Genomic DNA, 24,180 nt, shown 5'->3' with positions numbered 1-24,180 from the left:
GGTCGGGGTGAGGGCCCCAGCCCGCAGTGGAGTTTAGCGGCTAAAATGCCTCCTGACGGCACTTTTTCCCGAAGCCGTCACCACCACCTCCCTGTACCCCGCCACCCGCTGGATCCACCCTTTGCTTTCCAGATGAATAAGCAGCGCCGCGCCAGCTTCGCCTCCGAGGTGAAACCGCCGCTCGCTCCAGTCCAGACAGGCGCAGCAGGCCTTACGGCGCGGATGAGCGCTTAACGACACGCCGAGCTTCAGAAACTGCTCCCGGCCATACAGCGTGAGCGCTGAACCGTCTGCCTCCAGCCAGCCTTCCGCCTGCATGAAATCGTAGATCTTTACCGCCACCGCGCCCGCCAGATGATCGTAGCAGGTGCGCGCCTCCCGCATGGCCTTCGGCGCGGTGGTTTCCGGCGGCGCAATGCGGCTCCAGGAGAGCCCCATCATCTGTTCGATCAGCTCCGCCACGTCGTGCCCCGCCAGACGATAGTAGCGGTGCCGCCCCTGAGACAGACAGGTAATCAACTTTCCCTCCACCAGCCGGGCGAGATGCCCGCTGGCGGTCGAGGGGGCGACGTCTGCCGCGGTGCTCAGTTCGGTAGCGGTCCACGCCCGCCCGTCCATTAGCGCACAGAGCATCTTCACGCGCGACGGATCGGCCATTGCTGCTGCCACCGCGGCAATCGCCTTTTCCAGCATCGCGCTGTTATCAGGGGGTAAACTCGTCTTAAGCATGGGCCGCCCAGGGTTCGGTGATCTCTGCGGCCAGCTTATCATCATCCGTCAGCAGAATAAGGTGATTCGCATGGTCGCTGTACTGGGTAAGAACAGACACGCCGCGTGCCGCCAGCGCCGCCGCAATTTCACCCAGCTCGCCGGGACGCGACTGCCTGAGTTTTCTGATAACCGGCCTGCGCACCGCCTGCACGGTAAACCCGGCCTCCACCAGCACGCGGCGGGCTTTTTCCCCGTCCTCCACCAGGAAATGGGCATCGGTACCGAATACGCCGCCCCCCTCAAGCCCTACGCCGTTGCGCCCCAACAGCTGTCCAAAGCGCGCCAGCTCGCCGGGCCCGTCGCGGAAAATCACGTGAACGTCATACATTCGCGCGCCCTCCCGTTTCGGAACTGTACTCCCGCACCAGCTGCGCCACGCGAATACGGTAGAAAGAGAAAATCGACTCCCGCCCTTCGGCCTGTGCCGCCTGATGAAAAACGTTCTGCTTCCAGCGGCGGACGGCCTCTTCATCCCGCCACCAGGAAAGGGAAAGAATTTTGCCGTCGGTCGTCAGGCTCTGGAACCGTTCGATATCGATAAAGCCGTCGATGTCGGCCAGCAAAGGCTTAAGCTCTGCGGCAAGTTGGAGGTAGCGCGCCTGATGGGCAGGCGCGGCTTTGGCTTCGAAAAGGACTGCGATCATGATGGTCTCTCCGCTGTGATGTTGAGGAGAGAATGCAGGATGGAAAAGCACAATGCTTCGGTAAAGAGCGAAGCTTTAGCCCAGAACCGACCTCGGCTCCATAAACGCGCGGATCCCCCACTCGCCCATCTCGCGCCCCACGCCGGAGTGCTTAAACCCGCCGAACGGCGCTTTCGGTTCATGGGCCAGGGTGTTCACCAGCACGCGACCGGAAACAATCTGCTGCGCCACGCGGCGCGCGCGGTCCGCACCGCCCAGCACCACCGCGCTCAGGCCGTAGTCCGTGTCGTTGGCAATGGCAATCGCCTCCGCCTCGTCACGATAGGGAATAACGCACAGAACCGGGCCAAAAATCTCGTCGCGGGCAATCGTCATTTGGTTGTTCACGTCGACAAACAGCGTCGGGCGCACAAACCAGCCGTCCTGCGTGCCTTCCGGCCGCCCCTCGCCGCCCGCCAGCAGGCGCGCCCCCTCTTCGACACCTTTGCGGATATAGCCCTGCACCCGCTGCCACTGCTTTGCGCTGACCATCGGGCCGACGTCCGTTGATTTATCGCGCGGGTCGCCGGAGTTCACCGCCGCTACGGCCTGCGCCAGCGCGGTTTCGATCTCCGCCTTACGCGAGTAAGGCACCAGAATGCGCGTACCGGCCACGCACGCCTGCCCGCTGTTCATAAAACCGGCCTGAATCACCAGCGGGATCGCCTGCGCCAGATCCACGTCATCCAGCAGGATCGTCGGCGATTTCCCGCCTAACTCCAGCGTCACGCGCTTAAAGCTTTCCGCCGCGTTGCGCAGGATCGCCTTGCCGGTATGCGTCGAACCGGTAAACGAGATTTTTGCCACGTCCGGATGGCGGCTGATTGTGTCACCGACCGTCTCACCCCGCCCGGTGACGATGTTAAACACGCCCGGCGGCAGAGCCGCATCGCGCAGCGCTTCGGTGACAATCTGCGTTTGCAGGGCGCTCATTTCGCTCGGCTTGATCACCGCCGTACAGCCCGCGGCCAGCGCTGCCGCCAGCTTGCCGCAGATAAATCCTGCGTCGCTGTTCCACGGCGTAATCAGCCCGGCCACGCCAAGCGGCGTCATCTGCACCGTGGCTGCACCCGCGGGGGTGACGAATTCAAACGCCTCCAGCGCCTCAATCGCCTGAGCAATCACCTCCGCCGGATAGCTGGCCATCCACGCGGAGCGCGAGGCGGGCGCGCCGTACTCTTCGATGACCGCTTCCAGCAGATCGTCGTGACGAGCGGCCACGGCGGCGTGCATACGTTTTAGCGCGGCAATGCGCTCCTGCTTTGTCGTCTGCGACCACGCGGGGAACGCCGCTTTTGCCGCCGCAACGGCGCGCGCTGCGTCAACCTCATCCGCCAGGCGTACCTGCCCGATGACCTGCGCCGTCGCCGGGTTGTATAAATCAAACCGTTCGGTGCCGTGCGGGGTAACAAATTCGCCGTTAATAAAGATCTGTTCGATAGTGTGCATATAAACCTCCTCAGGCTGTGTGAGCACAGTCTGGCACGGCTTCTCCGTTGCGATAATCCACACTATACTGCAAGGGTTGTTTCGATTTTCAGGATAATCTATGCATCGTTCAGGTCTGACAGAGCTGGAAGTGGTTATGGCGGTGGTGCGGCGCGGCAGCTTTCGCGGCGCGGCGCAGGAGCTCGGCATGTCCGCCACGGCGGTCAGTAACGCCATCGCCGGGCTGGAGAGCCGCCTGGATACTCGCCTCTTTAACCGCACTACCCGCAGCGTGGCGCTCACCGACGCCGGACAGCGCTACGTGGCGCGCGTTGGCCCGGCGCTGCAGGAGATCCGCCTCGCCAGCGAGGAGATCCACAGCGACACCGGGGAACCCGCCGGCACGCTGCGTCTGAACGTGCCGAACCATATCGGCACCCTGTTTCTGGACCAGCTGCTGATCGACTTTATGATCCGCTATCCGAAGATGCGCGTGGAAACCGTCAGCGAAGCGCGCATGATCGACATCGTCGCGGAAGGCTACGACGCGGGGATCCGCCTCGAGGAGTCCGTGCCGCAGGACATGATCGCCGTGCCGCTGACCGGAGAGATCCGTCAGCTGGTGACCGCCACGCCGGACTATTTTGCCCGTCACGGTACTCCGCAGACGCCGGACGATCTGCTTTCACATCAGGGGATCGGCATGCGCATGGCCCACGGGGGGATCTACCGCTGGGAGCTGGCGCGTCGGGGGGAAACGTACGCCCTTGCCGTACCGCCACGCTTTGCGACATCCGATCTTTTCGCCTCGATCCGCGCCGTAAAGGCGGGATTAGGGGTAGGATTTTTGCCGGAACTGTATATCCGGGAAGAGCTTGAGAATGGAGAGCTGGTGAGCGTTTTAAACGACTGGGCGCAGCCCTTTGCCGGGCTGCGCCTGTATTACCCCGGCCATCGCCACGTCCCGCCGGGACTGCGGGCGCTGGTGGCGATGATCCGCGAGCGCGGGATTATTCCAGGTTAGCCTTATTCAGCCCGTAAGCAGCGTCCAGCGAGCCGGGCGCCATGCGGGAGGTGATCCCAAGACGGTTCCAGGCGTTGATCGCCACGATGGCGAAGTTCAGCTCTGAAATCTCCACGTCCGAGAAGTGCTCCGCCACGCTGCGGTACAGCGCGTCGCTCACCCCGTGAACGCCAATCTGGGTCAGCGCTTCGGTGAAGGCCAGCGCGGCTTTTTCACGGGCGCTGAACAGCGGGGACTCGCGCCAGGCCGCCAGATGGTACAGGCGCAGCTCGCGTTCCCCGGCGATTTTGGCCTCTTTAGAGTGCATATCCAGACAGAACGTACAGCCGTTCAGCTGCGACACGCGAATGTCGATTAGGTGCTTCAGCGCCGGGTCGATGGAGGTTTTTGCCACCTCCATGCTCAGGGCAGACAGCGCGTTGGCGAGGGCAGGTGTAACTTTATGGTGGTTAACGCGAGTGCTCATTGTCTTTCCTCTTTTTGTGCGGCATGTGCCGTGCGATGAGGCAAATCTACGCCGTTCATGACATAGTAAAAAGATACAAAAAGCGTGAAATGAGGTAGGACATGAAGCCGGGCTATCACGACATTTATACCCGCTATCGCGACAACATCACGCGCGGCGTGCTGAAGCCGGGGGATAAGGTACCTGCCATCCGCGTGCTGGCGGAAGAGCTGAAGGTGGCGCGCAAAACCGTCGAAACGGCGTACGCCATTCTGACGGGTGAAGGGTATCTGGTGAGCCAGGGCGCGCGCGGCACGCGGGTCAACCCGGATTTACTGCTGCCGGATAACAATGCCCCTGCGGAACAGCCTACCGGCACGCTTCCGGCCTCGCTTATCAGCCAGCGCGAGCGGGCCGGATTTCTGCGCCCCGGCATCCCCGCCCTCGACAGCTTCCCGTATAAAAAATGGCTGCTGCTGGCGGGCCAGGCGACGCGCGCCATGCGTCAGGAGGAGATGCTCAACCCGCCCGTCCTGGGCTGGTATCCGCTGCGCCAGGCCATCGCCAGCTATCTCAATATCTCGCGCGGCTTGTCCTGCACCGCCGAACAGGTGCTGATCACCAGCGGCTACAGCGGCAGCCTGCGGCTGATCCTCGACACCCTCGCCAGCCGCAGCGACAAGGTGGTGTTTGAAGATCCGGGCTACTTTATGGGCCAGCAGCTGCTCAAGCGAATTGTGCCCCGCCTGCACACCGTGCCGGTCGATCGCGCAGGGATGGACACAGACTACCTGCTGCGTCACCATCGCGACGCCCGCTTCGCCATCGTTACCCCCTCGCACCAGAGTCCGCTGGCGGTGACGCTCTCCCTGCCGCGTAAGCAGCAGCTGCTCGACTGGGCGTCGCAAAACGAGGCGTGGATTATCGAAGATGATTATGACGGCGAATTTCACTACACCCGCAAAGTGCTGCCGTCGCTGAAAAGCCTCGATCGGCATGACAGGGTGATCTTTATGGGCACCTTCAGCAAAACCATCATGCCGTCGCTGCGCATAGGCTACGTGGTGATGCCCGCCAGCACCGTCGGCGCCTTTACCGACAGCGCGGATATCCTCACCAGCGGCCAGCCGGTGCTGACGCAAAAGATCCTCACTGCCTTTCTCAACGAGGGGCATTTTTTTCGCCATATCAAGAAGATGCGCGCGCTCTATCAAACCCGCCGCGACTGGATGATTGCCGCCCTGCGTGAGGTCTATGGCGATCTGTTCTTCACCGAGCAAAACGACGGTGGAATGCATATTGTCGCGTTCCTCGCAAAGGGAAGCGCTGACCGGGAGATCGCACGCTGCTGGCAGGAACAGCAGTTGCAGGTCAATGCGCTCTCGGCGTGGTATCGCGGGTCGGGCAAACGCTATGGGCTGGTGATGGGCTATAACAACGTGCGGACCTATCAGGAGGCGGTGGAGCTGCTGGAAAGGCCGAAACGGCAGACGCTCGCGCTGTTGAACTGAACCGCCGGGTGGCGGTTGCGCCTTACCCGGCCACGGTTTAAATATCATTGCGGGATAACCCGACGTCCTTGAGCTGCTCGTCGCTCATCTGGCTCAGGATGCGGCGGGTCCGGTTGATGCGATACCAGTTGCGGATCGTTTTGCCGATCCAGACAAATACGACGAACGGACGTTTTGAACGGTTTTCGTAGAATTCCATAATGCTCTCCTCACTGTGCCAGTGGGGTTATCATCCTGGAAATCGACCTGGGCAATACAGATGCAAAAACAACTTTTGTTTAACATACAGATCCGCTAAAACGGTATCTGCATGCCGTTTTTTGCGGCAATCTGTACTGGTTTAATGCTCTGTATGGTGAAAACAAAGGATACAGCATGACGCGCTATCAACACCTCGCCAACCTTCTGGCAGAACGCATTGAACAAGGGCTGTATCGCAGCGGCGAGCGTCTGCCGTCGGTGCGCGCCCTGAGCCAGGAGCATGGCGTGAGCATCAGCACCATACAGCAGGCCTACCAGATCCTCGAAAACCTTCAGCTGATCACCCCCCAGCCGCGCTCCGGCTATTTTGTCTCGAAACGCAAAGCCCAGCCGCCCGTCCCGGCGATGACGCGCCCGGTGCAGCGCCCGGTGGACGTCACCCAGTGGGATGAGGTGATGATGCTGCTGGACGCCCGCGCCGACAAAGAGATGATCTCCTTTGGCGGCGGCTCGCCGGACATTAACCAGCCGAGCCTGAAGCCCCTGTGGCGCGAGATGAGCCGCCTTGCGCAGCATAACCCAAGCGAGATGCTGAGCTATGACGTGCTCGACGGCCGCCTTGAGCTGCGCGAGCAGATCGCCCGCCTGATGCTGGACGGCGGCTCTACCGTGGCAGCGAATGAGATTGTCATCACCAACGGCTGCCACGGCGCGCTGTCGATCGCCCTGCTGTCGGTTTGCAAACCGGGGGACATCGTGGCGGTGGAGTCGCCATCTTTTCACGGCACCATGCAGATGCTGCGCGGGTTTGACATCAAGGCGATTGAAATTCCCACCGACTCTGAAACCGGGATCAGCATCGAGGCGTTAGAGCTGGCAATGGAGCAGTGGCCGATCAAGGCGGTGATCCTGGTGCCCAACTGCAATAACCCGCTCGGGTTTATCATGCCGGAGTCTCGCAAGAAGCAGGTCTTAGCCCTGGCACAGCGGCACGATATCGTGATTGTTGAGGATGACATTTACGGCGAGCTGGCGGCGGAGTACCCGCGTCCGCGCACCATTCATTCTATGGACATAGATGGCCGCGTGCTCTTATGCAGCTCGTTTACCAAGACCGTGGCGCCGGGACTGCGGGTCGGCTGGATTGTGCCGGGGCGCTATTACGACCGGGTGATGCACATGAAGTACGCCGCGGGCGGGTTTAACGTGCCGGGCACGCAGATGGCGGTGGCGGCGTTTATTCGCGACGGCCATTACCATCGCCACGTGCGCCGTATGCGTCAGATTTATCAGCAGAATATGGAGACCTATACCTGCTGGGTGAGGCAGTATTTTCCGGCAGAGATATGCGTCACCCGCCCGCAGGGGAGCTTCCTGCTGTGGGTTGAGCTGCCGGAGAAGGTGGATATGGTGTGCGTCAGCAAGCAGCTGTGCCGCCTGAAGATCCAGGCGGCGGCCGGGTCGCTGTTTTCCGCCTCCGGGAAGTACCGCAACTGCCTGCGGATCAACGTGGCGCTGCCGCCGACGGATAAGCATCGCGAGGCGTTGAAGAAGATGGGCGAGGCGATTGTGATTGCGATGGAGGAGTAGTACGTTTTTTAGCGCCGGTGGCGCTACGGAACAGAGTAGGCCGGGTAAGGCGAAGCCGCCACCCGGCAAAATCAACGACTCAGAACTTCCACGAAACGCTGCCCACAATGCTGCGTTCTGCACCGAAGTAGCAGTAAGAGAGCGAGTTACACGCCGCAACGTAGCTTTTGTCCGTCAGATTATTGACGTTCAGCTGCGCACTCACGCCCGTAAGCCCCACTTTTGACAGGTCATACCCCACGACCATGTCAACCAGCGTGTACGATGGAAGCGTATGGGTGTTCTGGCGATCGCTGGCGATCCCGTTGACATAGCGCACGCCGGAGCCGACGGTCAGGCCGTCCAGCGGGCCGGTTTTGACGTCGTAGCTCAGCCAGGCGCTGGCCATGTTACGCGGGGCATAGACGGCGCGCTTGCCCTCCTCTTCCGGGCTGCTCTTCTTATAGCGAATATCCGTGTAGGTATACGCCGCCTGCATGCGCAGGCTGTCGGTCAGCTGACCAATCGCCTCCAGCTCAACGCCTTTGGATTCGATTTCACCGATGGAACGGTACGGATCGGTCGGCTCCTCTTTAGTGGCAATGTTCTTCTGGTTAATGCGGAACACCGAGGCGCTGAACTGGCTGTTCATCCCTTCTGGCTCATACTTCACGCCCGCTTCCCACTGCTTGCCCTTCATCGGATCCAGGATATTGCCCTGCTCGTCGGCAAAGCTGGTCGGCGTAAAGGCGGTGGAGTAGCTGACGTACGGCGCAACGCCGTTATCAAACAGATACAGCAGCGCCGCGCGGCTGCTGAAGTTGTTTTTATCCAGATCGCTGCGGGTGTGGTTAAAGTTGTCGACGTTCGACACGCTCACCTGGTCGTAACGCCCGCCGAGCGTCAGGCGCCAGCGGTCAATGGACATCTGATCCTGTAGGTAGTAACCGGTCTGGCGAAGCTTATGCTTTTCCCTGCTGTACTGGGTGATGTAGTCCGGCTTCGCACCGTAAACCGGGTGGAAGGCGTCAATCGGCGGGAAGCCGCCATAGTAGCCGGTCACGTTGTTGGTGCGGTCCTGATAGTCCATGCCGATCAGCACGCGGTGGTTCACCGCCCCGGTGTCGAAGCTGCCGTCGACCTGGTTATCCAGGGTGATGGCGTTCATCTTCTCGTCAGAGCCGGAATAGCCGCGATTCAGCTCGGTGTCATTCAGCCAGCCTGCGGCATACACCTGGTTCAGCTCCACTTTGGTGTGCAGGTAGCGCAGCTTCTGGCGCACGGACCAGCCGCTGTCAAACAGGTGCTCAAGGTTATAGCCGACCATGTTTTCCCGACGATCGTACTTGTCGTAATCGTCTTCACCTTCAAAGAACGTGTTGGAGATTTTCTTCCCGCTGTGCGGCACAACCGTGCCCTCATACGGCAGGCCGGAGTGGCTGCCGCCTTCCGGATCGCGGTGCAGGTAGGCCATCAGATCCAGACGGGTGTTGTCGGTGATACGCCAGGTCAGGCTCGGCATCAGGGCGTAACGCTCTTCCTTCAGCGGATCGAACTGGGAATTGGCATAGCGGGTCATCCCGCTGAGGCGCACCGCCACGCGGTCGTTATCATCAACCGGGCCAGTAACGTCGAACATCGCCCCACGCTGGCTATTGTTCCCGGCGAAGAGCTTGATCTCCCCGCCCGGATCGAACGACGGCTTACGGGAGGTAAGCGCCACAATCCCGCCCGGCGATGAACGACCATAGAGCACGGAGGCCGGACCGCGCACGACTTCGATACTGTCCAGGAACCACGGATCAACCACCAGCGAGCTGTGGGAGTTGGTGTCGCCCATCATCTTCAGGCCGTCCAGGTAGACGTTGTCCAGGCTGCCGTCAGAGAAGCCGCGTAGCACCATGTAGTCAAAGCGGTTAGACGCCCCAATCTGGTTGCTGTAGACCCCCGGCGTGTAGCTCACGGCCTGACGCACGCTGGTTGCGCCCTGCTCTTCGAACTGCTCGCGCGTGACGATAGAGACCGACTGCGGAGTTTCAATATCCGGCGTTTCAAGCTTGGTGGCCGCAGACTGCATCTGCGAGGTCACCACCACGGTGTCAGTTTTTTGCGCATCCTGCGCCAGTAAAGGAAAAGCGACGCTACCGGTAACCCATCCCACCAGCAGTGCCAGACGCGATTTAGCAAACATAACCCTCTCCAGAGACATTTCTTATTGTTAATAAGAATTATTACCTTTTTGAGGATGCAAACGGCTATGCGCGCCGCCAGGTTACGTATGCGCGATGCTAAACCGCACGGGATGCGTTCGCGCGATGGGCGAAATTACGTTAGCGGAGTTTGCGCACGTCGCCCGGTGAAATCCCGTAATGACGACGAAACGCGGTGGCGAAATTGGTGGCATGCTGATACCCGCACATCCAGGCCGCCTGCTGCACGCTGTGGCCTTCCAGCAGATAGCGGCGCGCCAGCGCAAGGCGACAGTCGCGAAGATAATCGAAGAGGGTGCAGCCGTAGCGCTGACGGAACTTGCTGCGCAGGCTACTTGGGCTCATTGCAGCCAGGGCTGCCAGCTGCGCGAGAGTATGATCCCGCTCAGGAGACTGTTCCAGCAGGCTCCGCACGCGTTCAAGACGCGCATGCTCAGGGCGGCTTGGGCAAGGCTGCTGGCGCTGGCTGAGGCCGTGGCCGAGCAGCTGATACATCAGCCCCTCCAGCACCAGCTTGCGTGAGAGCACGCGTCCCCTCTGCTGCTGCGCATGCTGAATGCCTGACATAACAAACTCGGGAACGTGCCAGACAAACGTGGGTGTATTCAGGTTTTGCCATTCCAGCAGCAGCGACTCAAGCAGGGCTTCACGCCCGGCTTCATGCGGGTACACGCCAAACGAGAGCGTTTTTAGCGCGCTATCAGCGTCGTGACGCGCACTCATCACCTGTTCCTCACTCAGACGGGCGCTGAACGCCATGCCGGGACGAATGTGATAGTCGATGCCATTGAGCGCGATCGTAACGCACCCTTCCAGGACTACCAGCATATAGAGCGGGCTGCTGTGGCGAGATGTGGTTTCGTAGGGTTGTAATACATGCACGTCGGAGTGGGTCAGCGAAATGCCGGACGAGAGCGTCATCTCTTCCACATTCCCCTGCAACACCGGGCTGCCGCTGATCTGCTCCCCTTTTAACAGCGGGAAACGGTAGTCGATGCCGTAGCGCTCGCCGAATACTTGAAAATCCTCAACAAAAAATATGCGTTTCGCTGATCTATTTTCACTCTGGAGCATAATTCGGGGCCTGCATCGGGAAAAGGACAGGCAAAACAGTACCATCCCTTTGCAATGGCAGCAATCACCGGGCGCAGACATTATTACGCTCCGGACGAAGCCGGAGCGAAGTCATATATTTCCTTGCGAGAAATATATTTATGCTTCCTGCCACTCAGCAAAAACCTCTTTATGGTTTTTGGTCAGGACAACTTTATTATCTTCGACCTTATCGACCCAGCCGAGAGGAATAAAGTGGTGTTTGCCGCCCGATTCCGGATCGCTCTTCGCAAGCTTGATGCGCTCACCATCAAGATGGTCCACAACCCCGACGTGCGTTCCGCAGCTGGCGACAACCTGAGTGTGATCCTTAATTGCGCTTTTATCTACCATAATTATTCTCCTGTTTCGGTTATTTGCCTGTTGCACGAAATTAACTGTAGCGCATAAATTCAGGCTTAAAAGGCTTATTAGTATTTTGAAACATCATTGACAGAATCGAATATTATGTCTATTTAGCGCCGAATTGAAAAAATAAGAATGAGATGAATTCTTACCGACTGATTATTTCCCGTTCATAATTAAATTATCGCAACCAACGAGGAGGTATTTATGACGATTCGCAATAATAATCGGGCAGAAATTTCGCTGGCTCTTGGTGAAGCGGTCCTGGACATCGTGCAAAAAGGCCATGAGTTATCGCGAGAGAATCTCGCCCAGGCGATGAAAATCAAAGCGGAGAAAGAGCGCGACGACGAGAGGCTTTTGAACTACTGGAAGGCGTGTAATATGCTGGTTTGAACGTAGCGGCGTTTAGGCTGACTAAACGCCGCCTCCTGTTACTCGTCGAAGTACCAGTACCCCTGGTTAATCAGCCCGGTGAGTTCGTCAACAAACGCCAGGTTTTTCAGCGCATCGCCCAGCTCGGCCTGGCCGAGTTCGGTGTAGCGGCACAGCGCATCCGCGCCCTTCGCGTCTACCGTCTCCAGCTGTTCGCTGTTAATGAAGAAGCTGCCGTTAACGTTCAGCACGCGCAGGCCGCTCAGGCGCGACAGCGTTTCGCCCCCTTGCAGCGCGTCGAGCACCTCTTCCACTGAATACGGCGGCTCGGCGGCGGCGATATCCAGCTCGTGGCGCGGCGTGGAGACGAAGCTGCCAAACCATTTCGTGAAATCGTCCGGCTTGCTAATCATGTCGATCATCATCTGACGGATACGATCGAGCTCGTACTGCTCCACGCGGCCCGGGTGTTCGCGGCAGGTCAGATCCGGATCGCTGTAGTGCTCGCCACCCAGATCGTTTTCCAGCGCGTAGTCGGCAAAGCTGCTGATCAGATCGCGGCCGTTCGGCCCGCGGAAGCCGACGGAGTAGTTGAGCGCGGTTTCATGGGTGAAGCCGTCATGCGGGAATCCAGGCGGAATATAGAGGATATCGCCCGGCTCAAGATCTTCGTCGATGATCGGCTCAAACGGATCGACATGCAGCAGCGCCGGATGCGGGCAGAACTGACGCATCGGCAGCTTGTCGCCCACGCGCCAGCGGCGGCTGCCCATCCCCTGAATGATAAACACGTCGTACTGATCGATATGCGGACCCACGCCGCCGCCCGGCACGGAGAAGGAGATCATCAGGTCATCAAGACGCCAGTCCGGCAGGACGCGGAACGGACGCACCAGTTCGGCGGCGGGCATATGCCAGTGGTTCACCGCCTGCGCCAGCAGCGACCAGCCGGTTTCACCGAGGTTATCGAAATGCTCAAACGGACCATTGCTGGCCTGCCATTTGCCGTTAGCGTGGCTCACCAGACGGCTATCGACTTCCGGCTCCATCGCCAGGCCTGCCAGCTCGTCCGGGGTAATCGGGTCGACAAAATTCGGGAAGGCATTTTTCAGCACTACGGGTTGTTTTTGCCAGTATTTCTCAAGAAATTCCGGCCAGTTCAGGTTCAATTGATACGCCATGGGTAGCACCAGTGAGAGGGGAAACAGGCGCGATTATAGGCAAGAAGGCAGAGGGGGAACTTGTCATGGGTCAAACGAGCGCGCGTAGGTCGGGTAAGGCGAAGCCGCTACCCGACACGTACACGGTAGTAAAACTTAATCCAGGTTCAGCTCGTCGTAATGGGTAATCAGTTTGCCCACGATGCCGTAGTCCAGCGCTTCTGCCGGAGACATCCAGTAGTTGCGGTCGGTGTCTTTTTTCACTTTTTCCAGCGGCTGGCCGGTGGCGTCAGCGATCAGCTTGTTGACGCGATCCAGCATGCGGATGATCTCGCGCGCTTCGATCTCAATATCCGTCGCCTGACCGCGCACGCCGCCCAGCGGCTGGTGGATCATAAAGCGGGTATTCGGCAGCGAGTAGCGGTGCTCTTTTTTCGCGGCCAGGAAGATGGTGATCCCGGCGCTCGCCACCCAGCCGGTGCCGATGACGTGCACTTCCGGGCGGATGAACTTGATGAAGTCGTGAATGGTGTCACCCGCTTCCACGTGGCCGCCCTGGCTGTTGATGTACAGCTTGATCGGATCGTTGCTGACGCTTTGCAGCAGGATCATCTGGGTAATGACCTTCTGCGCCAGCTCCTGGTTGATCTCACCGGAGATGACAATCGAACGGGACTCCAGCAGTTTTTGCTGTAGAGCGCCCGCGCCGTTTGACCCTTCCGCTTTTTCCTTGTCGCTCTCTTTCAGTGTGTAGTGCATTGTTATGTCCTCAGCTTGTCGCGCTCAAAACCAGAGTGTAGCCTGTTTTACGGGGTAAAGTCCTCAGAGACAAAGCGTGAAGACAATGATGAAGACGACCCGGGCAAACCGCACACCAGTCGGCAACGACTCGCTATACTTCCTCTTCATACGGTTATCATATTGTTAAATGATAATGATATTTAATGTGTTAAGATGAAAGTCAGCATAAACAGTCTCTTACGTTACCGTTGGGCTGTTTCCATTCTTTTAAATCAGCACCGGGGCGGTGAATGGAACACATTGTATATGTGGTAGATGACGATGACGCAGTCAGACAGTCCGTGATCGGATTGCTGGAATCGGCAGGCCTGAACGCTATCGGCTTTTCATCGGCAGAAGCGTTTCTGCAATACCGCTTTGAGGACCTGCCGTCGTGCGTGATCCTCGATATGCAAATGCCCGCCATTTCGGGTTTTGAGGTGGCGGACGCCCTCAAGGACAGCGGGCGAGAGATCCCGATTATTTTCCTCACCGGCCACGGCACCATTCCGATGTCGGTGCGCGCCATTAAAGGCGGCGCGTACGAATTTCTCACTAAGCCCGTCGAATCAAACGCGCTGATCGACGCCATTGAGTCCGCGTTACAGCTGGCGGAAAACAATGCCGAGCGCAATAAAGAGCGCTACGCCCTGAAGCAGCGCCATCTCTCCCTCACGCCGCGCGAACACGAGGTGCTCACGCTGGCGATAAGCGGCATGCTGAACAAGCAAATTGCCGCCGAGCTGGGCGTCAGCGAGATCACGGTGAAAGTGCACCGTCGCCGCGTGATGGAGAAAATGCAGGTGCGCTCGGTTGCCGAGCTGGTCAGGGCCGTTGAGCGCCTGACCAAAAGCCAGCCCGCGGAGTAACCTTTTACCCTTCCTGCGCCGCCAGCGGCAGCGCAAACGCGAACACCGTGCCGTAAGGCTCCCGGCGGCGCGCGCTCAGCTTCCCGCAGTGGCGCTCGATGATGCTGGCGCTGATGGTCAGCCCCATCCCCATCCCCTGTGGCTTGGTGGAGTAGAACGAGTCAAAAATCTGCTCCAGCCGCCCGGGCTCAATGCCGCTCCCGGTATCGGCGATCTCAACGATCACTTTCCCTTCCGCGTTGGCGGTGCTGAGGATGATGGTACAGGCGCGATCCTTCACCTCGGCCATCGCCTCCACCGCATTCATCACCAGGTTGAGCAGCACCTGCTGGATCTGCACGCTATCGCCAGTGATAAAGCTGTCCTGCGCCTTCAACAGATAATCAACGCTAATGTGTCGCTGCTCCAGCTCGCTGCGCGAAAGCGTGATGATATGGTGGATCAGATAGTGCAGATCGATGCGCGCGAAGGTGGGCTCCTGCTTGCGCGTCAGGGACTGAATGCTGCGGATGATCTCTCCCGCCCGCGCGCCTTCCGCCGCGATCTCCTCCAGCCCTTCCCGCACTTTATCCAGCCGGGCAGGCTCGCGGTTAAGCCAGCGCAGGCTCGCCCCGGCGTTAGAGACGATGGACATCAGCGGCTGGTTGATCTCGTGGGCGATGGAGGAGGTTAACTGTCCGACGGTGGTGGCCCGCGACACCCGCGCCAGTTCCGCCTGCGCCACCCGCATGGCATCCTCCGCGGCGCGCTGGCTGGTGATATCGGTAATGATGCCGTAATACTCGTTCACCTCGCTGCCCACGCCCACCGGATCGCCAATCCCGAGGATATAGCGCGTTGAGCCGTCGGTACGCTTAACCCGAAACTCCGCGCGCATCGAGAGCCCTTCCCGCACGCTCTGGGTGACGATGGCGCTGATGCGGGCGTAATCGTCCTCATGAACGAAGGTCAAAAACTCCGCCATGGAGATCGTCTTTTGCCGCTCGGGCAGGCCGAGGATGCGGGCATACTCCTCCGAGACAAACATCAGATCCTGCTCCAGCTCCCAGCGCCAGCTGCCGGTGTGGCTGATCTGCTCGCCCAGCATCAGCGAGGTCTGGCTGGCGCGCAGCTCTTTTTCCACCCGGCGGCGCTGGATGTTCTCCGCCAGCAGCTCGGCGTACAGCCGCGCTGTCTCCAGGGAGACCGCCGCCTGCGCGCCCAGCAGGCTGACCACGCGCGAGTGCTCGGCGGTAAACACTTCCGGCATCAGGCGGTTTTCCAGGTACAGAACGCCCACCAGCCGCGCCTGTTTGAACATCGGGACGCACATGACGGCCGCCCCCGAGGTCACCAGATAGGGGTCCTGACTGAAGGGGTGAAACTCCTCCGGCCTGCCGGTGCGGATCTCCTGCCCGGTGCGGATCACCGCCGCGAGCACCGACAGGGGCATGTCGGTCGCCGTCGGCACGTCTTTCAGGATCCGCACCCGCACGCCTTCGGTGCTGGTCCAGGCGCTGGCTTCGATCTCCGGGATGAGGCTATCGCTCACGCGAAGCAGCAGGCCGCGCTGCGCCCCGGCGCGTTCGAGCAGGCTGGTCATCAGGTTTTCGATCAAGCGCTCGAGATTGATCTCTTCCGACAGCGCGCGGGAGGCTTTGATGACGCTTTGCAGATCGCGGATCGTCTCGTTCTGGGCGAACGCCACCGTGTCATAGGCGCTGGCCTGCCCGGAGGCCAGCAGGTGCGGGAAATCCTGCTCCAGCTGGCGCACCTTGGCCTGCGCGCCCGCCCGCCCCCAGGCGGCAATTGCGCCGCGGAAGTGCGCGTCCGAGGCGGTCGGGTAGCCGCAGGCCAGCGCGAAGCGCCCAGCCAGCTCGTGGGCCAGGGCGTTAATGGGGTTAAAGCCGCCCTCGCGGGAGAGCCGGACCGCCTTCTCATACTGCTCAAGCGCGATGCTGTTCATCCCGTCCAGACGCACGATTTCGGCGTAGATCAGCGCCTCTTTATCCGCGAACGTGCCGGGATTGATGCGCGCCCAGAGGGCGATTTTGTCGTAGTGGGCGTGAATGCTGCGGCGATGATTCGCCGAGAAGGTCTCCGGCGTCAGCTGACGGGAAAGCGCCAGCGCGCTGTAAAGATGGTAATCCAGCAGATGGATGTGGCCCGGCGCAGACCACGCGTACCACCCCGCCGTCTCGAGATCCGCCTGCGCGTCGGCATATTCGCCGCAGGTAAAGTGCGCCATGCCGCGGTAGAGCCAGTACCAGAAAAGCATGGTGGAGGTCTGCTCCGGCGCCTGCTCCGGCGACGCGGGCAGCAGCGCCTCGGGCAGCGCCTGCGACGCGGTCCAGGTGCCGATGACCGGCGTGCGCAAAAACGCAACAAAGGTGCGCTGGATCGTCAAAATGGTTTCCACGTCCTGGAAGTGGGTTTTTCGCACAAACGCCAGGCCGCGATCGATGCTGGTCAGCACCCCGTCCAGGTGATCGCCCCGCGAGAGGAAGTTGATCACCTGGTGGCAGGCCGCAAAGCAGGCCATCGTCATATCCCCGTGGGTCACCGCCGAGGTAAAGCAGGCCTTCGCGCACTCGATGGTAAACGACAAAGGCTGGGTCCAGACGCTGAGCTGGTCGAGCGGCAGCAGGGTTTTGGCTTCGAACGCGTCGTAGCCGTGGCGACTCACCAGCTCGCGGGCGAGGGTGCCGTACTGGAACCCGAGGCGATACTCGGCGTAGCGGTGGCCCATCAGCACGCCAAACCAGGCCATCGCCGTGGTGGAGGCGCCGGTAATGCCGTGGTCGAGGGTCAGGTGCATCATGCGGCAGAGCAGTAAAAAGTGCAGGCGCGGGCAGATGAAGCTGGCGCAAATGCTGGCGCTGTAGAGCAGGTTCATCACCGCTTCGGTTTCCGGGTTATCCATCCGCGAGAGCGGGGCAAACAGGTTTTGCGGCGCATCATTCGCGCGGTTGCAGAAGCGTTCCCAGGCCTCGTCGCAGTCGGCGTCTTCCGGGTGGCGGCCGATCTGGATCCCAAAAATCCCCAGCCAGCAGAGCGCCGCCTCCAGCGCCAGACGGCTATCTGACTGGCGAATATAGACTTCCACCAGCAGGTTGGCCGCCAGCGCTTTTTCGGTCAGCCCGCCGGGGCAGCCAAGGATCGCATCGCACAGCTCGCGGGTCCGCTCCAGATGGCCGAGCGCAAACTCGCAGCCCGCCTCTTCGATATCGAGCATAAAGTCTGACACCGTCCCGGCGTTTCCCAGCGCTCGGGCGGTCTGGATATAGCTGAGCGCCGATGGGTAATCCCCCGAACGCTTCGCGCGTCGCGCGGCCAGCAGGCTCAGCTCGCGGAACATCTGGCGCTGCGGCGCGGGCTGGACGCTGTCCAGCGCGGCCGTGACGTGGTGAACGGCGCGGAACAGCAGCTCGTTCCCCGCCGCCTGACGCGCGGCATCGGCCAGCAGGCTGGCGGTCGTCAGGTGAATATGGCTTTTCTCATGCCGGTCCAGCAGCGCAAAGGCCGCCTCCTGCACCCGGTCGTGGGTGAAGGAATACGCCTTTTCCGTCAGCACGATGAGCTGGGCCATCACCGCCGGATGCAGCGCGTAGCGCATCTCCGCCATCGATATACCAACCACGCGGCAGATCATCTCCATTTCACCCGTGCCGCCGAGACAGGCAAGGTTGCCCAGCAGGCGGCGCGTCTCGTCGGGCAGCTCTTCAAGCTGCTCCAGCACCAGAGCCACGACGTTTTCGGTGTAATGCCGGGCGCGGATCGCCTGCAGATCGTAGCGCCACTTGTCCTGATATTTGTTGTGTACCACCAGCCCGTCATCGACGATGCGGCGGAAAAACTCGTGTACAAAGAGCGGGTTGCCCCCGGTCTTTTCATGGATCAGCGTGGCGAGATCGGTCGTCGCCGTGCTGCGGGTGCGAAATACCGTCCCCAGCCAGCGCGCCACCGCTTTCACGGAAAGCGCCTGCGGGACAATTGCGCTCGCGTGCTGCGCCGCCTCCGGCAGGCTCGCCAGCAGCTGTTGCAGTGCGGGTTCGGACAAGGCATCGATATCGCGGTGAGCGACCACCACCAGCAGCGGGATCGCGCCGCAGTTCACCAGCAGGTAGTTGAGCGTTTGCAGGCTGGCGGCGTCGCTCCACTGGAGATCGTCGAGCACCAGCACCAGCGGGCAGCCCTGCGAGGCAAAGGTTTTCACCAGCGCCAGCACCATATGGCTGAAGCGCGCCCGGGCATCAATGGAAAACGTATCCGCCGAGAAGCGCGGCTTGCTCTCGAGCAGCAGGCCCAGCTCGGGCACCAGACTCACGGCCAGCGCCTCGTATCCCTCCAGGGCGCGAGACAGGCGGATTTTCCACTTCGCCACCTCGTCTGCCGGCAGCCCCAGCAGGTGCAGCGTCAGGGTGCGGAACGCGGAGCTTAATGCGCCGTAGGGCAGCGACGGCGAAAACTGGTCGACTTTGCCCACCGCCAGCAGCACCGTCCGCTGCTGTAGCGTTTTGAGCGCCGTCGCGATAATTGAGGATTTGCCGATCCCTGACGGCCCGGCGATCGTTACCAGCTCCGGCACCCGGTTCTGCCCCACCCGCTCAAACGCGGCAATGACGTCGTTCGCCTGCGGATGCGTCGCGAACAGGGAGTCCGCCAGATGGATCGCGGGAGTGCGGTCCTGCTGGCCGGGGGTAAAGGCGACGATCTCGCCCTCGCAGGTTAGCGTCGCCTGGCAGCGGCGGAGGTCGGCAATCAGCCCGTCGACCGTCTGGTAGCGGTTATCGGGGTGCTTCTCCAGCAGCTTGAGGATGATGGTCGACAGCATCCCCGGCACGTCCGGGCGAATCTCGTCCGGGGCCAGCGGCTCCGAGGCAATATGGTAGTGCGCCCAGTTGGTTTGATCGTCCTCTCCCAGCTCAAACGGCAGGCGTCCGGTCAGGAGTTCATACAGCACCATGCCGAGGCTGTAGAGATCGCTGCGGCCGTCAACGGGACGCCGGGTGCGGGTGGTGTGCTCCGGCGACATATACGCGGGCGTACCGCCTGAAACGGCAAGCCGGGTCTGGGAGAAAGCATCGGAGAGCGTGCAGGAGAGGCCAAAGCTGCCCAGACGGCAGGTGCCATCGTGATGAATAAAAATGCTGCCGGGCTTGATATCGCCGTGGATCAGATTTTGCAGATGCATCTGGCGCAGGGGGGCGCAGATCTGGATCGCCAGCTCGATAAAGCGCGCGATCCCCGAGATCGCCCTGCCCGCGCGCCGCGCCAGCAGCTCAAAGGCAAACGGGGCGTACACCAGCGCGAAGCGTCCCCGGTACTGGGTGGACGCGACGGCGCGAATGGCCCAGCTGTCCTGCATCACGTCACGCAGCGCAAACTCGTTTTTCAGCAGCCGGGTGGCCCGCTCTTCCTCTTCGTCGCTGACCGCGGTGGCGATAATGAACGAGCCGCCGGAATGAGGATGTCGCGCATGCATCCAGGCGATACCGCCCTCCTGCGCCAGCACGGTAAACATCACATCCTCTTTAAGGACAAAAACCCGCCCCTGGTGAAGATTTCCCTGGGCGGGCCAGAATGCAGGCTGCTCGTGTTCGTTCATCCGCGATCCTTATTGTCGGCGGGCCAGCTCCCGCTGTATATGATCCAGCAGAATATCGATGTTAATGGGCTTACGCAAAAAAGCAGCGGCGCCCAGATTAAGAGCGTACCGCTGCATATTTTCATCAGCATGACCGGAGATAAAGAGCACGGGCGGCGGCGGTACGGCCAGCAGCCGCAGCTTGTCAAACAGCTCCAGGCCGCTCATGCCCCGGAGCTTGATATCGGTGATCACCAGCGCCGCGCCGGACAGGGCAAGCGGATGGCTGAGAAACACCTCTGCCGAATCAAAGGTGTCGGTTGAATAGCCTTCCGACTCCAGGAGATTACTCAACCCGCTGCGGACGGAACGTTCGTCATCAATGATGGCAATGCGCCACGGCAGCGTCATGCTGTTTTTCCTCTAACCAGTCATTTAACGTCGCGAGGGTCCTTCGCGGGCGCAGGGGGCGCCGTGCCGCTGATTTTCGGCACGCATTCGTGACGAAACCAGGCGAGGGTAAACGGTTCGCGACTCAGTAAACGCCGTCCCACCGGGATGAGCTGTTCACCCACCAGCATGCCAAACAGGCCAAGCAGGGCGACAACCGGCGGTGCCGGGGAATGAACGTCGAGCAGGGCGTAAATTACCCCAGCAACCACGCCGCACACCAGCGAAATTATCCATGCTCTCATGACGTCGCTCCCGTCTGCGATTTCACCTGCGGAACCGTTACCTGAGGAGGCGGCGCGCCGTCGCGGGATAACAGATGGCGCGTCGCCTGTTCACCCACCAGCATCCCCAGCAGGCCAATCAGCGCCAGCGCGGGCGGCGCGGGGGAGCGCACCTTCAGCACGGCATACATCAGGCCAATCAACACGCCTGCGGCAAGGGATATCAGCCCAGTACTCATTGTGAACTCCAGAGAAAAAGGCAGCGGCGAGCCGGATGAGGGACCAGCCCGCCAGCGGAACTTAGCGAGCCGGGACCGGCGCTAAGGTGCGGTGCTCGCTCTTCTGGCGAGACGGTGCTTTGTGCACCATGGTGTAGGCGTAATCCACGCCCATGCCGTACGCGCCGGAGTGTTCGCGCACGATATCCATCACCGCGGTGTAGGTTTCTTTACGCGCCCAGTCGCGCTGCCACTCCAGCATCACCTGCTGCCAGGTCACCGGGATCACGCCTGCCTGGATCATGCGCTGCATCGCGAAGTCGTGGGCTTCCTTGGAGGTGCCGCCGGACGCGTCCGCCACCATATAAATTTCGTAGTCGCCTTCCAGCATCGCGCACAGGGCAAAGCTGTTGTTGCACACTTCGGTCCACAGGCCGGCAACCACCACCTTCTTCTTGCCGTTAGCCTTCAGCGCGTCGCGCACCTTCTGGTCGTCCCAGGAGTTCATGGAGGTACGCTCCAGAATGTCCTGGCCCGGAAACACGTCCAGCAGCTCCGGATAGGTGTTACCGGAGAAGCTTTCGGTCTCAACGGTGGTGATGATGGTCGGGATGTTGAACACTTTGGCCGCTTTCGCCAGCGCCACGGTGTTGTTTTTCAGCACCTGGCGGTCAATTGACTGCACGCCAAACGCCATCTGTGGCTGGTGATCGATAAAGATGATCTGACAGTTCGCAGGGGTTAACACTTCGAGCTTTGAAGAGGTCATAGCATTTTCCAGTGGTTAAGGGTAGAAATCGCCGCGAGCGACGCGGCGATAAAGTCACCCTCATCCTGCGGTTTATCGCGCCTGGGCGTAATTATCTCTTCGTATAGTTAACCTTAGGTATAGTTATACTTTGGTATACCTATCCTATTGTATAACTGGATCTTTGCCGAAACCGGTTCCCATAATCCTGACCATTCCCCTCTCAGTCAGGAGCAGTTATGGATACCCCAGGTAAAGCCGATCTCATTCTGGTTAACGGCCAGTTTCACACCGTCGATCGCGAGAACCCTGTCGCGGAAGCCGTTGCCGTGCGCGACGGAAAATTTCTGGAAGTGGGTACCGTCGCCGAAGTGATGCAGCACCACTGCGACGGTACTAAGGTGGTGGATTTGAAAGGCCACACCGCGATCCCCGGCCTGAACGACTCGCACCTGCACCTGATCCGCGGCGGGCTGAACTACAACCTCGAGCTGCGCTGGGAAGGCGTGCCGTCCCTGGCCGACGCCCTGCGGATGCTGAAAGAGCAGGCCCTGCGCACGCCGTCGCCCCAGTGGGTGCGCGTGGTGGGCGGCTGGAGCGAGTTCCAGTTTGCCGAGCGCCGCATGCCGACGCTGGATGAGATTAACGACGCCGCGCCGGACACCCCGGTCTTCATCCTGCACCTGTACGACCGCGCCCTGCTCAACCGCGCCGCGCTGAAGGTGGTCGGCTACACCAAAGAGACGCCGAACCCGCCGGGCGGCGAGATCCAGCGCGACGCCAACGGCAACCCGACCGGGATGCTGATCGCCCGTCCGAACGCCATGATCCTCTACGCCACGCTGGCCAAAGGGCCGAAGCTGCCGCTGGAGCAGCAGGTCAACTCCACGCGTCAGTTCATGCGCGAGCTGAACCGTCTTGGGCTGACCAGCGCCATCGACGCGGGCGGCGGCTTCCAGAACTACCCGGAAGATTACGAGGTGATTGCCGAGCTGCACGAGAAAAAGCAGATGACCATCCGCATCGCCTATAACCTGTTTACCCAGCGTCCGGGTCACGAACTGGAAGACTTTGAAAAATGGACCGACATGCTCACGCCGGGACAGGGCAGCGATTTCTTCCGCCACAACGGCGCGGGCGAGATGCTGGTCTTCTCCGCCGCCGACTTCGAAGATTTCCTCGAGCCGCGCCCGGACCTCGCGCCGGGCATGGAGGACGAGCTGGAGCGCGTGGTGCGCCATCTGGTGGAGCACCGCTGGCCGTTCCGCCTGCACGCCACCTACAACGAATCCATCAGCCGCATGCTGGACGTGTTCGAGAAGGTGAACCGCGACATTCCGTTCAACGGCCTGCACTGGTTCTTCGACCATGCGGAAACCGTTACCCAGGCCAACATCGACCGCATCAAAGCGCTCGGCGGCGGCATTGCCGTCCAGCACCGCATGGCCTTCCAGGGGGAGTACTTTGCCGAGCGCTATGGCATCGAAGCTACCCGCCACACGCCGCCGGTGGCAAAAATGCTCGAGACCGGCGTACCGGTGGGCTTAGGCACCGACGCCACCCGCGTGGCGAGCTATAACCCGTGGACCGCGCTCTACTGGCTGGTCTCCGGCCGCACCGTCGGCGGGATGCAGATGTACGACCACAGCGCCCGTCTGGACCGCGATACCGCCCTGATGCTCTGGACCCAGGGCAGCGCGTGGTTCTCCAGCGAGCAGAACCAGAAGGGGCAGATCAAGGTCGGCCAGCTCGCCGACCTGGCGGTGCTCAGCAAAGACTACTTCCGCGTGCCGGAAGAGGAGATCAAGGGCATCGAGTCCGTCCTGACTGTGGTGAACGGCGATATCGTTTACGCCGCAGGCAGCTTTGGCCCGCTCGCGCCGCCCGCCATCCCGGTCCTGCCCGAGTGGTCCCCGGTGGTGAAGGTGCCGGGCCACTACCGCAGCGCGCCGCCGCAGGCTACTCGCGTCGGCTTGAGTGTGGCTCACCACTGCAGCGGCCCGTGCGGAGTTCACAGCCACCAGCATGATTTCGCCCGCACGTCAGAGATGCCGGTGTCCGACGATAACGCTTTCTGGGGGGCGCTGGGCTGCAGCTGCTTTGCATTCTGATGAAAAACACTACTATGCCGCCCCGGGTCGATCTGGGGCTGTTCTTCCTGCGCCTCACCGGCAGCCTGCTGCTGCTCTACGTGCACGGCCTGCCGAAGGTGCTGCACTTCAGCGAAGAGCTGACGCGCATTGAAGATCCGTTCGGCTTCGGGCCTTACGCGAGCCTGATCCCGGCGATCGTCGCCGAGGCGATCTGCCCGCTGTTGATCATTGCGGGCGTGTACACCCGCCTGGCGTGCCTGCCGATTATCGCCGTGCTGCTGGTGGCGATGCTGGCGGTCCACCCGAACTGGTCGATTGCCGAAGGGCAGTTTGGCTGGCTGCTGCTGATTATCTTCACCACTCTCGCCCTCACCGGGTCGGGCCAGTAGCGGCTGCA

The 24,180-nt window shown here is 60.9% G+C and carries 23 protein-coding genes; 7 read left to right on the top strand and 16 right to left on the bottom strand.

Annotated elements, in window-relative coordinates; genetic code table 11:
* Nucleotides 1-33: 33 nt before the first annotated feature.
* The 4 genes from AC2FAJ_RS11440 to AC2FAJ_RS11425 form a co-directional block, all read right to left on the bottom strand.
* Nucleotides 34-729 (bottom strand): ArsR/SmtB family transcription factor, encoded by a 696-nt coding sequence (locus tag AC2FAJ_RS11440; RefSeq protein ID WP_485454164.1) that lies wholly within the window; start codon nucleotides 727-729, stop codon nucleotides 34-36.
* Complete coding sequence (locus AC2FAJ_RS11435; protein WP_485454163.1) at nucleotides 722-1,099, bottom strand: amino acid-binding protein; 378 nt, start codon at nucleotides 1,097-1,099, stop codon at nucleotides 722-724. Before AC2FAJ_RS11435 ends, AC2FAJ_RS11440 begins: the two co-directional genes overlap by 8 nt.
* Nucleotides 1,092-1,415: an antibiotic biosynthesis monooxygenase family protein gene (locus tag AC2FAJ_RS11430; protein WP_041911331.1), complete on the bottom strand. Its 324-nt coding sequence runs from the start codon at nucleotides 1,413-1,415 to the stop codon at nucleotides 1,092-1,094. Before AC2FAJ_RS11430 ends, AC2FAJ_RS11435 begins: the two co-directional genes overlap by 8 nt.
* A 75-nt stretch (nucleotides 1,416-1,490) precedes the next feature.
* Nucleotides 1,491-2,903 (bottom strand): aldehyde dehydrogenase family protein, encoded by a 1,413-nt coding sequence (locus tag AC2FAJ_RS11425; RefSeq protein ID WP_153656733.1) that lies wholly within the window; start codon nucleotides 2,901-2,903, stop codon nucleotides 1,491-1,493.
* 100 nt (nucleotides 2,904-3,003) lie between these two features.
* On the opposite strand from AC2FAJ_RS11425, the gene AC2FAJ_RS11420 reads away from it, so the two are divergent.
* Nucleotides 3,004-3,906: a LysR family transcriptional regulator gene (locus AC2FAJ_RS11420; RefSeq protein ID WP_041911333.1), complete on the top strand. Its 903-nt coding sequence runs from the start codon at nucleotides 3,004-3,006 to the stop codon at nucleotides 3,904-3,906.
* On the opposite strand, the gene AC2FAJ_RS11415 is transcribed toward AC2FAJ_RS11420, so the two are convergent.
* Nucleotides 3,893-4,372, bottom strand: a complete 480-nt coding sequence (locus AC2FAJ_RS11415; protein WP_014882392.1) for a carboxymuconolactone decarboxylase family protein — start codon at nucleotides 4,370-4,372, stop codon at nucleotides 3,893-3,895. The genes AC2FAJ_RS11420 and AC2FAJ_RS11415 overlap by 14 nt on opposite strands.
* Nucleotides 4,373-4,473: 101 nt before the next feature.
* Between AC2FAJ_RS11415 and pdxR the strand changes: the two genes are divergently transcribed.
* Nucleotides 4,474-5,862, top strand: a complete 1,389-nt coding sequence (gene pdxR, locus AC2FAJ_RS11410) for a MocR-like pyridoxine biosynthesis transcription factor PdxR (RefSeq protein WP_447087825.1) — start codon at nucleotides 4,474-4,476, stop codon at nucleotides 5,860-5,862.
* A 37-nt stretch (nucleotides 5,863-5,899) separates the two neighbouring features.
* On the opposite strand, the gene AC2FAJ_RS11405 is transcribed toward pdxR, so the two are convergent.
* Nucleotides 5,900-6,061: a DUF1127 domain-containing protein gene (locus tag AC2FAJ_RS11405; protein WP_032644967.1), complete on the bottom strand. Its 162-nt coding sequence runs from the start codon at nucleotides 6,059-6,061 to the stop codon at nucleotides 5,900-5,902.
* A 176-nt stretch (nucleotides 6,062-6,237) separates the two neighbouring features.
* Between AC2FAJ_RS11405 and AC2FAJ_RS11400 the strand changes: the two genes are divergently transcribed.
* Nucleotides 6,238-7,653 (top strand): aminotransferase-like domain-containing protein, encoded by a 1,416-nt coding sequence (locus AC2FAJ_RS11400; RefSeq protein WP_045631067.1) that lies wholly within the window; start codon nucleotides 6,238-6,240, stop codon nucleotides 7,651-7,653.
* Nucleotides 7,654-7,732: 79 nt separating this feature from the next.
* On the opposite strand, the gene foxA is transcribed toward AC2FAJ_RS11400, so the two are convergent.
* The 3 genes from foxA to AC2FAJ_RS11385 all read right to left on the bottom strand — a co-directional run bounded on the left by foxA (nucleotide 7,733) and on the right by AC2FAJ_RS11385 (nucleotide 11,288).
* Nucleotides 7,733-9,841, bottom strand: coding sequence for a ferrioxamine B receptor FoxA (foxA, locus tag AC2FAJ_RS11395; protein WP_485454162.1), 2,109 nt, complete (start codon nucleotides 9,839-9,841; stop codon nucleotides 7,733-7,735).
* 121 nt (nucleotides 9,842-9,962) lie between these two features.
* Entirely contained in the window at nucleotides 9,963-10,916 is a 954-nt protein-coding gene (locus AC2FAJ_RS11390) for an AraC family transcriptional regulator (RefSeq protein ID WP_319879604.1), read from the bottom strand.
* A gap of 138 nt (nucleotides 10,917-11,054) precedes the next feature.
* Nucleotides 11,055-11,288, bottom strand: a complete 234-nt coding sequence (locus AC2FAJ_RS11385; RefSeq protein ID WP_003863067.1) for a DUF2171 domain-containing protein — start codon at nucleotides 11,286-11,288, stop codon at nucleotides 11,055-11,057.
* A 219-nt stretch (nucleotides 11,289-11,507) separates the two neighbouring features.
* Here AC2FAJ_RS11385 and AC2FAJ_RS11380 point away from each other — a divergent pair, with 219 nt between their 5' ends.
* Entirely contained in the window at nucleotides 11,508-11,696 is a 189-nt protein-coding gene (locus AC2FAJ_RS11380; protein ID WP_028015370.1) for a hypothetical protein, read from the top strand.
* Nucleotides 11,697-11,734: 38 nt separating this feature from the next.
* On the opposite strand, the gene AC2FAJ_RS11375 is transcribed toward AC2FAJ_RS11380, so the two are convergent.
* The gene (locus AC2FAJ_RS11375; protein WP_485454161.1) at nucleotides 11,735-12,856 is read right to left on the bottom strand and encodes a ribosomal protein uL16 3-hydroxylase; all 1,122 of its coding nucleotides are present in this window, start codon (nucleotides 12,854-12,856) and stop codon (nucleotides 11,735-11,737) included.
* Between the two features lie 135 nt (nucleotides 12,857-12,991).
* Nucleotides 12,992-13,594, bottom strand: coding sequence for an ATP-dependent Clp protease proteolytic subunit (locus tag AC2FAJ_RS11370; RefSeq protein WP_045631072.1), 603 nt, complete (start codon nucleotides 13,592-13,594; stop codon nucleotides 12,992-12,994).
* 272 nt (nucleotides 13,595-13,866) lie between these two features.
* Between AC2FAJ_RS11370 and AC2FAJ_RS11365 the strand changes: the two genes are divergently transcribed.
* The gene (locus AC2FAJ_RS11365; protein WP_041911341.1) at nucleotides 13,867-14,484 is read left to right on the top strand and encodes a response regulator transcription factor; all 618 of its coding nucleotides are present in this window, start codon (nucleotides 13,867-13,869) and stop codon (nucleotides 14,482-14,484) included.
* 4 nt (nucleotides 14,485-14,488) lie between these two features.
* On the opposite strand, the gene AC2FAJ_RS11360 is transcribed toward AC2FAJ_RS11365, so the two are convergent.
* The 5 genes from AC2FAJ_RS11360 to AC2FAJ_RS11340 all read right to left on the bottom strand — a co-directional run bounded on the left by AC2FAJ_RS11360 (nucleotide 14,489) and on the right by AC2FAJ_RS11340 (nucleotide 21,711).
* Entirely contained in the window at nucleotides 14,489-20,071 is a 5,583-nt protein-coding gene (locus AC2FAJ_RS11360) for a trifunctional serine/threonine-protein kinase/ATP-binding protein/sensor histidine kinase (RefSeq protein ID WP_485454160.1), read from the bottom strand.
* 9 nt (nucleotides 20,072-20,080) lie between these two features.
* A complete protein-coding gene (locus AC2FAJ_RS11355; RefSeq protein WP_041911343.1) occupies nucleotides 20,081-20,461 on the bottom strand; it encodes a response regulator transcription factor in 381 nt (126 codons plus the stop codon).
* Between the two features lie 20 nt (nucleotides 20,462-20,481).
* The gene (locus tag AC2FAJ_RS11350) at nucleotides 20,482-20,745 is read right to left on the bottom strand and encodes a XapX domain-containing protein (protein WP_041911344.1); all 264 of its coding nucleotides are present in this window, start codon (nucleotides 20,743-20,745) and stop codon (nucleotides 20,482-20,484) included.
* A complete protein-coding gene (locus AC2FAJ_RS11345) occupies nucleotides 20,742-20,963 on the bottom strand; it encodes a DUF1427 family protein (protein ID WP_047363984.1) in 222 nt (73 codons plus the stop codon). Before AC2FAJ_RS11345 ends, AC2FAJ_RS11350 begins: the two co-directional genes overlap by 4 nt.
* Nucleotides 20,964-21,024: 61 nt before the next feature.
* The gene (locus tag AC2FAJ_RS11340; RefSeq protein WP_023331928.1) at nucleotides 21,025-21,711 is read right to left on the bottom strand and encodes a hydrolase; all 687 of its coding nucleotides are present in this window, start codon (nucleotides 21,709-21,711) and stop codon (nucleotides 21,025-21,027) included.
* Nucleotides 21,712-21,929: 218 nt separating this feature from the next.
* On the opposite strand from AC2FAJ_RS11340, the gene AC2FAJ_RS11335 reads away from it, so the two are divergent.
* Both AC2FAJ_RS11335 and AC2FAJ_RS11330 read left to right on the top strand, forming a co-directional pair.
* Entirely contained in the window at nucleotides 21,930-23,801 is a 1,872-nt protein-coding gene (locus AC2FAJ_RS11335; RefSeq protein ID WP_485454159.1) for an amidohydrolase, read from the top strand.
* Nucleotides 23,801-24,172 (top strand): DoxX family protein, encoded by a 372-nt coding sequence (locus tag AC2FAJ_RS11330; protein ID WP_485454158.1) that lies wholly within the window; start codon nucleotides 23,801-23,803, stop codon nucleotides 24,170-24,172. The genes AC2FAJ_RS11335 and AC2FAJ_RS11330 overlap by 1 nt, the downstream gene beginning before the upstream one ends.
* Nucleotides 24,173-24,180: the final 8 nt, after the last annotated feature.

This window comes from Enterobacter cloacae complex sp. 385G4 (genome assembly GCF_057320665.1).
Note: the sequence above shows the minus strand (reverse complement) of the source record. Positions and strands in the feature narration are given on the sequence as shown.

What these genes read in the sequence shown, in the direction of transcription:
- AC2FAJ_RS11440 (WP_485454164.1), bottom strand. Translation starts at nt 729, where the DNA reads ATGCTTAAGACGAGTTTACCCCCTGATAACAGCGCGATGCTGGAAAAG.
- AC2FAJ_RS11435 (WP_485454163.1), bottom strand. Translation starts at nt 1,099, where the DNA reads ATGTATGACGTTCACGTGATTTTCCGCGACGGGCCCGGCGAGCTGGCG.
- AC2FAJ_RS11430 (WP_041911331.1), bottom strand. Translation starts at nt 1,415, where the DNA reads ATGATCGCAGTCCTTTTCGAAGCCAAAGCCGCGCCTGCCCATCAGGCG.
- AC2FAJ_RS11425 (WP_153656733.1), bottom strand. Translation starts at nt 2,903, where the DNA reads ATGCACACTATCGAACAGATCTTTATTAACGGCGAATTTGTTACCCCG.
- AC2FAJ_RS11420 (WP_041911333.1), top strand. Translation starts at nt 3,004, where the DNA reads ATGCATCGTTCAGGTCTGACAGAGCTGGAAGTGGTTATGGCGGTGGTG.
- AC2FAJ_RS11415 (WP_014882392.1), bottom strand. Translation starts at nt 4,372, where the DNA reads ATGAGCACTCGCGTTAACCACCATAAAGTTACACCTGCCCTCGCCAAC.
- pdxR (WP_447087825.1), top strand. Translation starts at nt 4,474, where the DNA reads ATGAAGCCGGGCTATCACGACATTTATACCCGCTATCGCGACAACATC.
- AC2FAJ_RS11405 (WP_032644967.1), bottom strand. Translation starts at nt 6,061, where the DNA reads ATGGAATTCTACGAAAACCGTTCAAAACGTCCGTTCGTCGTATTTGTC.
- AC2FAJ_RS11400 (WP_045631067.1), top strand. Translation starts at nt 6,238, where the DNA reads ATGACGCGCTATCAACACCTCGCCAACCTTCTGGCAGAACGCATTGAA.
- foxA (WP_485454162.1), bottom strand. Translation starts at nt 9,841, where the DNA reads ATGTCTCTGGAGAGGGTTATGTTTGCTAAATCGCGTCTGGCACTGCTG.
- AC2FAJ_RS11390 (WP_319879604.1), bottom strand. Translation starts at nt 10,916, where the DNA reads ATGCTCCAGAGTGAAAATAGATCAGCGAAACGCATATTTTTTGTTGAG.
- AC2FAJ_RS11385 (WP_003863067.1), bottom strand. Translation starts at nt 11,288, where the DNA reads ATGGTAGATAAAAGCGCAATTAAGGATCACACTCAGGTTGTCGCCAGC.
- AC2FAJ_RS11380 (WP_028015370.1), top strand. Translation starts at nt 11,508, where the DNA reads ATGACGATTCGCAATAATAATCGGGCAGAAATTTCGCTGGCTCTTGGT.
- AC2FAJ_RS11375 (WP_485454161.1), bottom strand. Translation starts at nt 12,856, where the DNA reads ATGGCGTATCAATTGAACCTGAACTGGCCGGAATTTCTTGAGAAATAC.
- AC2FAJ_RS11370 (WP_045631072.1), bottom strand. Translation starts at nt 13,594, where the DNA reads ATGCACTACACACTGAAAGAGAGCGACAAGGAAAAAGCGGAAGGGTCA.
- AC2FAJ_RS11365 (WP_041911341.1), top strand. Translation starts at nt 13,867, where the DNA reads ATGGAACACATTGTATATGTGGTAGATGACGATGACGCAGTCAGACAG.
- AC2FAJ_RS11360 (WP_485454160.1), bottom strand. Translation starts at nt 20,071, where the DNA reads ATGAACGAACACGAGCAGCCTGCATTCTGGCCCGCCCAGGGAAATCTT.
- AC2FAJ_RS11355 (WP_041911343.1), bottom strand. Translation starts at nt 20,461, where the DNA reads ATGACGCTGCCGTGGCGCATTGCCATCATTGATGACGAACGTTCCGTC.
- AC2FAJ_RS11350 (WP_041911344.1), bottom strand. Translation starts at nt 20,745, where the DNA reads ATGAGAGCATGGATAATTTCGCTGGTGTGCGGCGTGGTTGCTGGGGTA.
- AC2FAJ_RS11345 (WP_047363984.1), bottom strand. Translation starts at nt 20,963, where the DNA reads ATGAGTACTGGGCTGATATCCCTTGCCGCAGGCGTGTTGATTGGCCTG.
- AC2FAJ_RS11340 (WP_023331928.1), bottom strand. Translation starts at nt 21,711, where the DNA reads ATGACCTCTTCAAAGCTCGAAGTGTTAACCCCTGCGAACTGTCAGATC.
- AC2FAJ_RS11335 (WP_485454159.1), top strand. Translation starts at nt 21,930, where the DNA reads ATGGATACCCCAGGTAAAGCCGATCTCATTCTGGTTAACGGCCAGTTT.
- AC2FAJ_RS11330 (WP_485454158.1), top strand. Translation starts at nt 23,801, where the DNA reads ATGAAAAACACTACTATGCCGCCCCGGGTCGATCTGGGGCTGTTCTTC.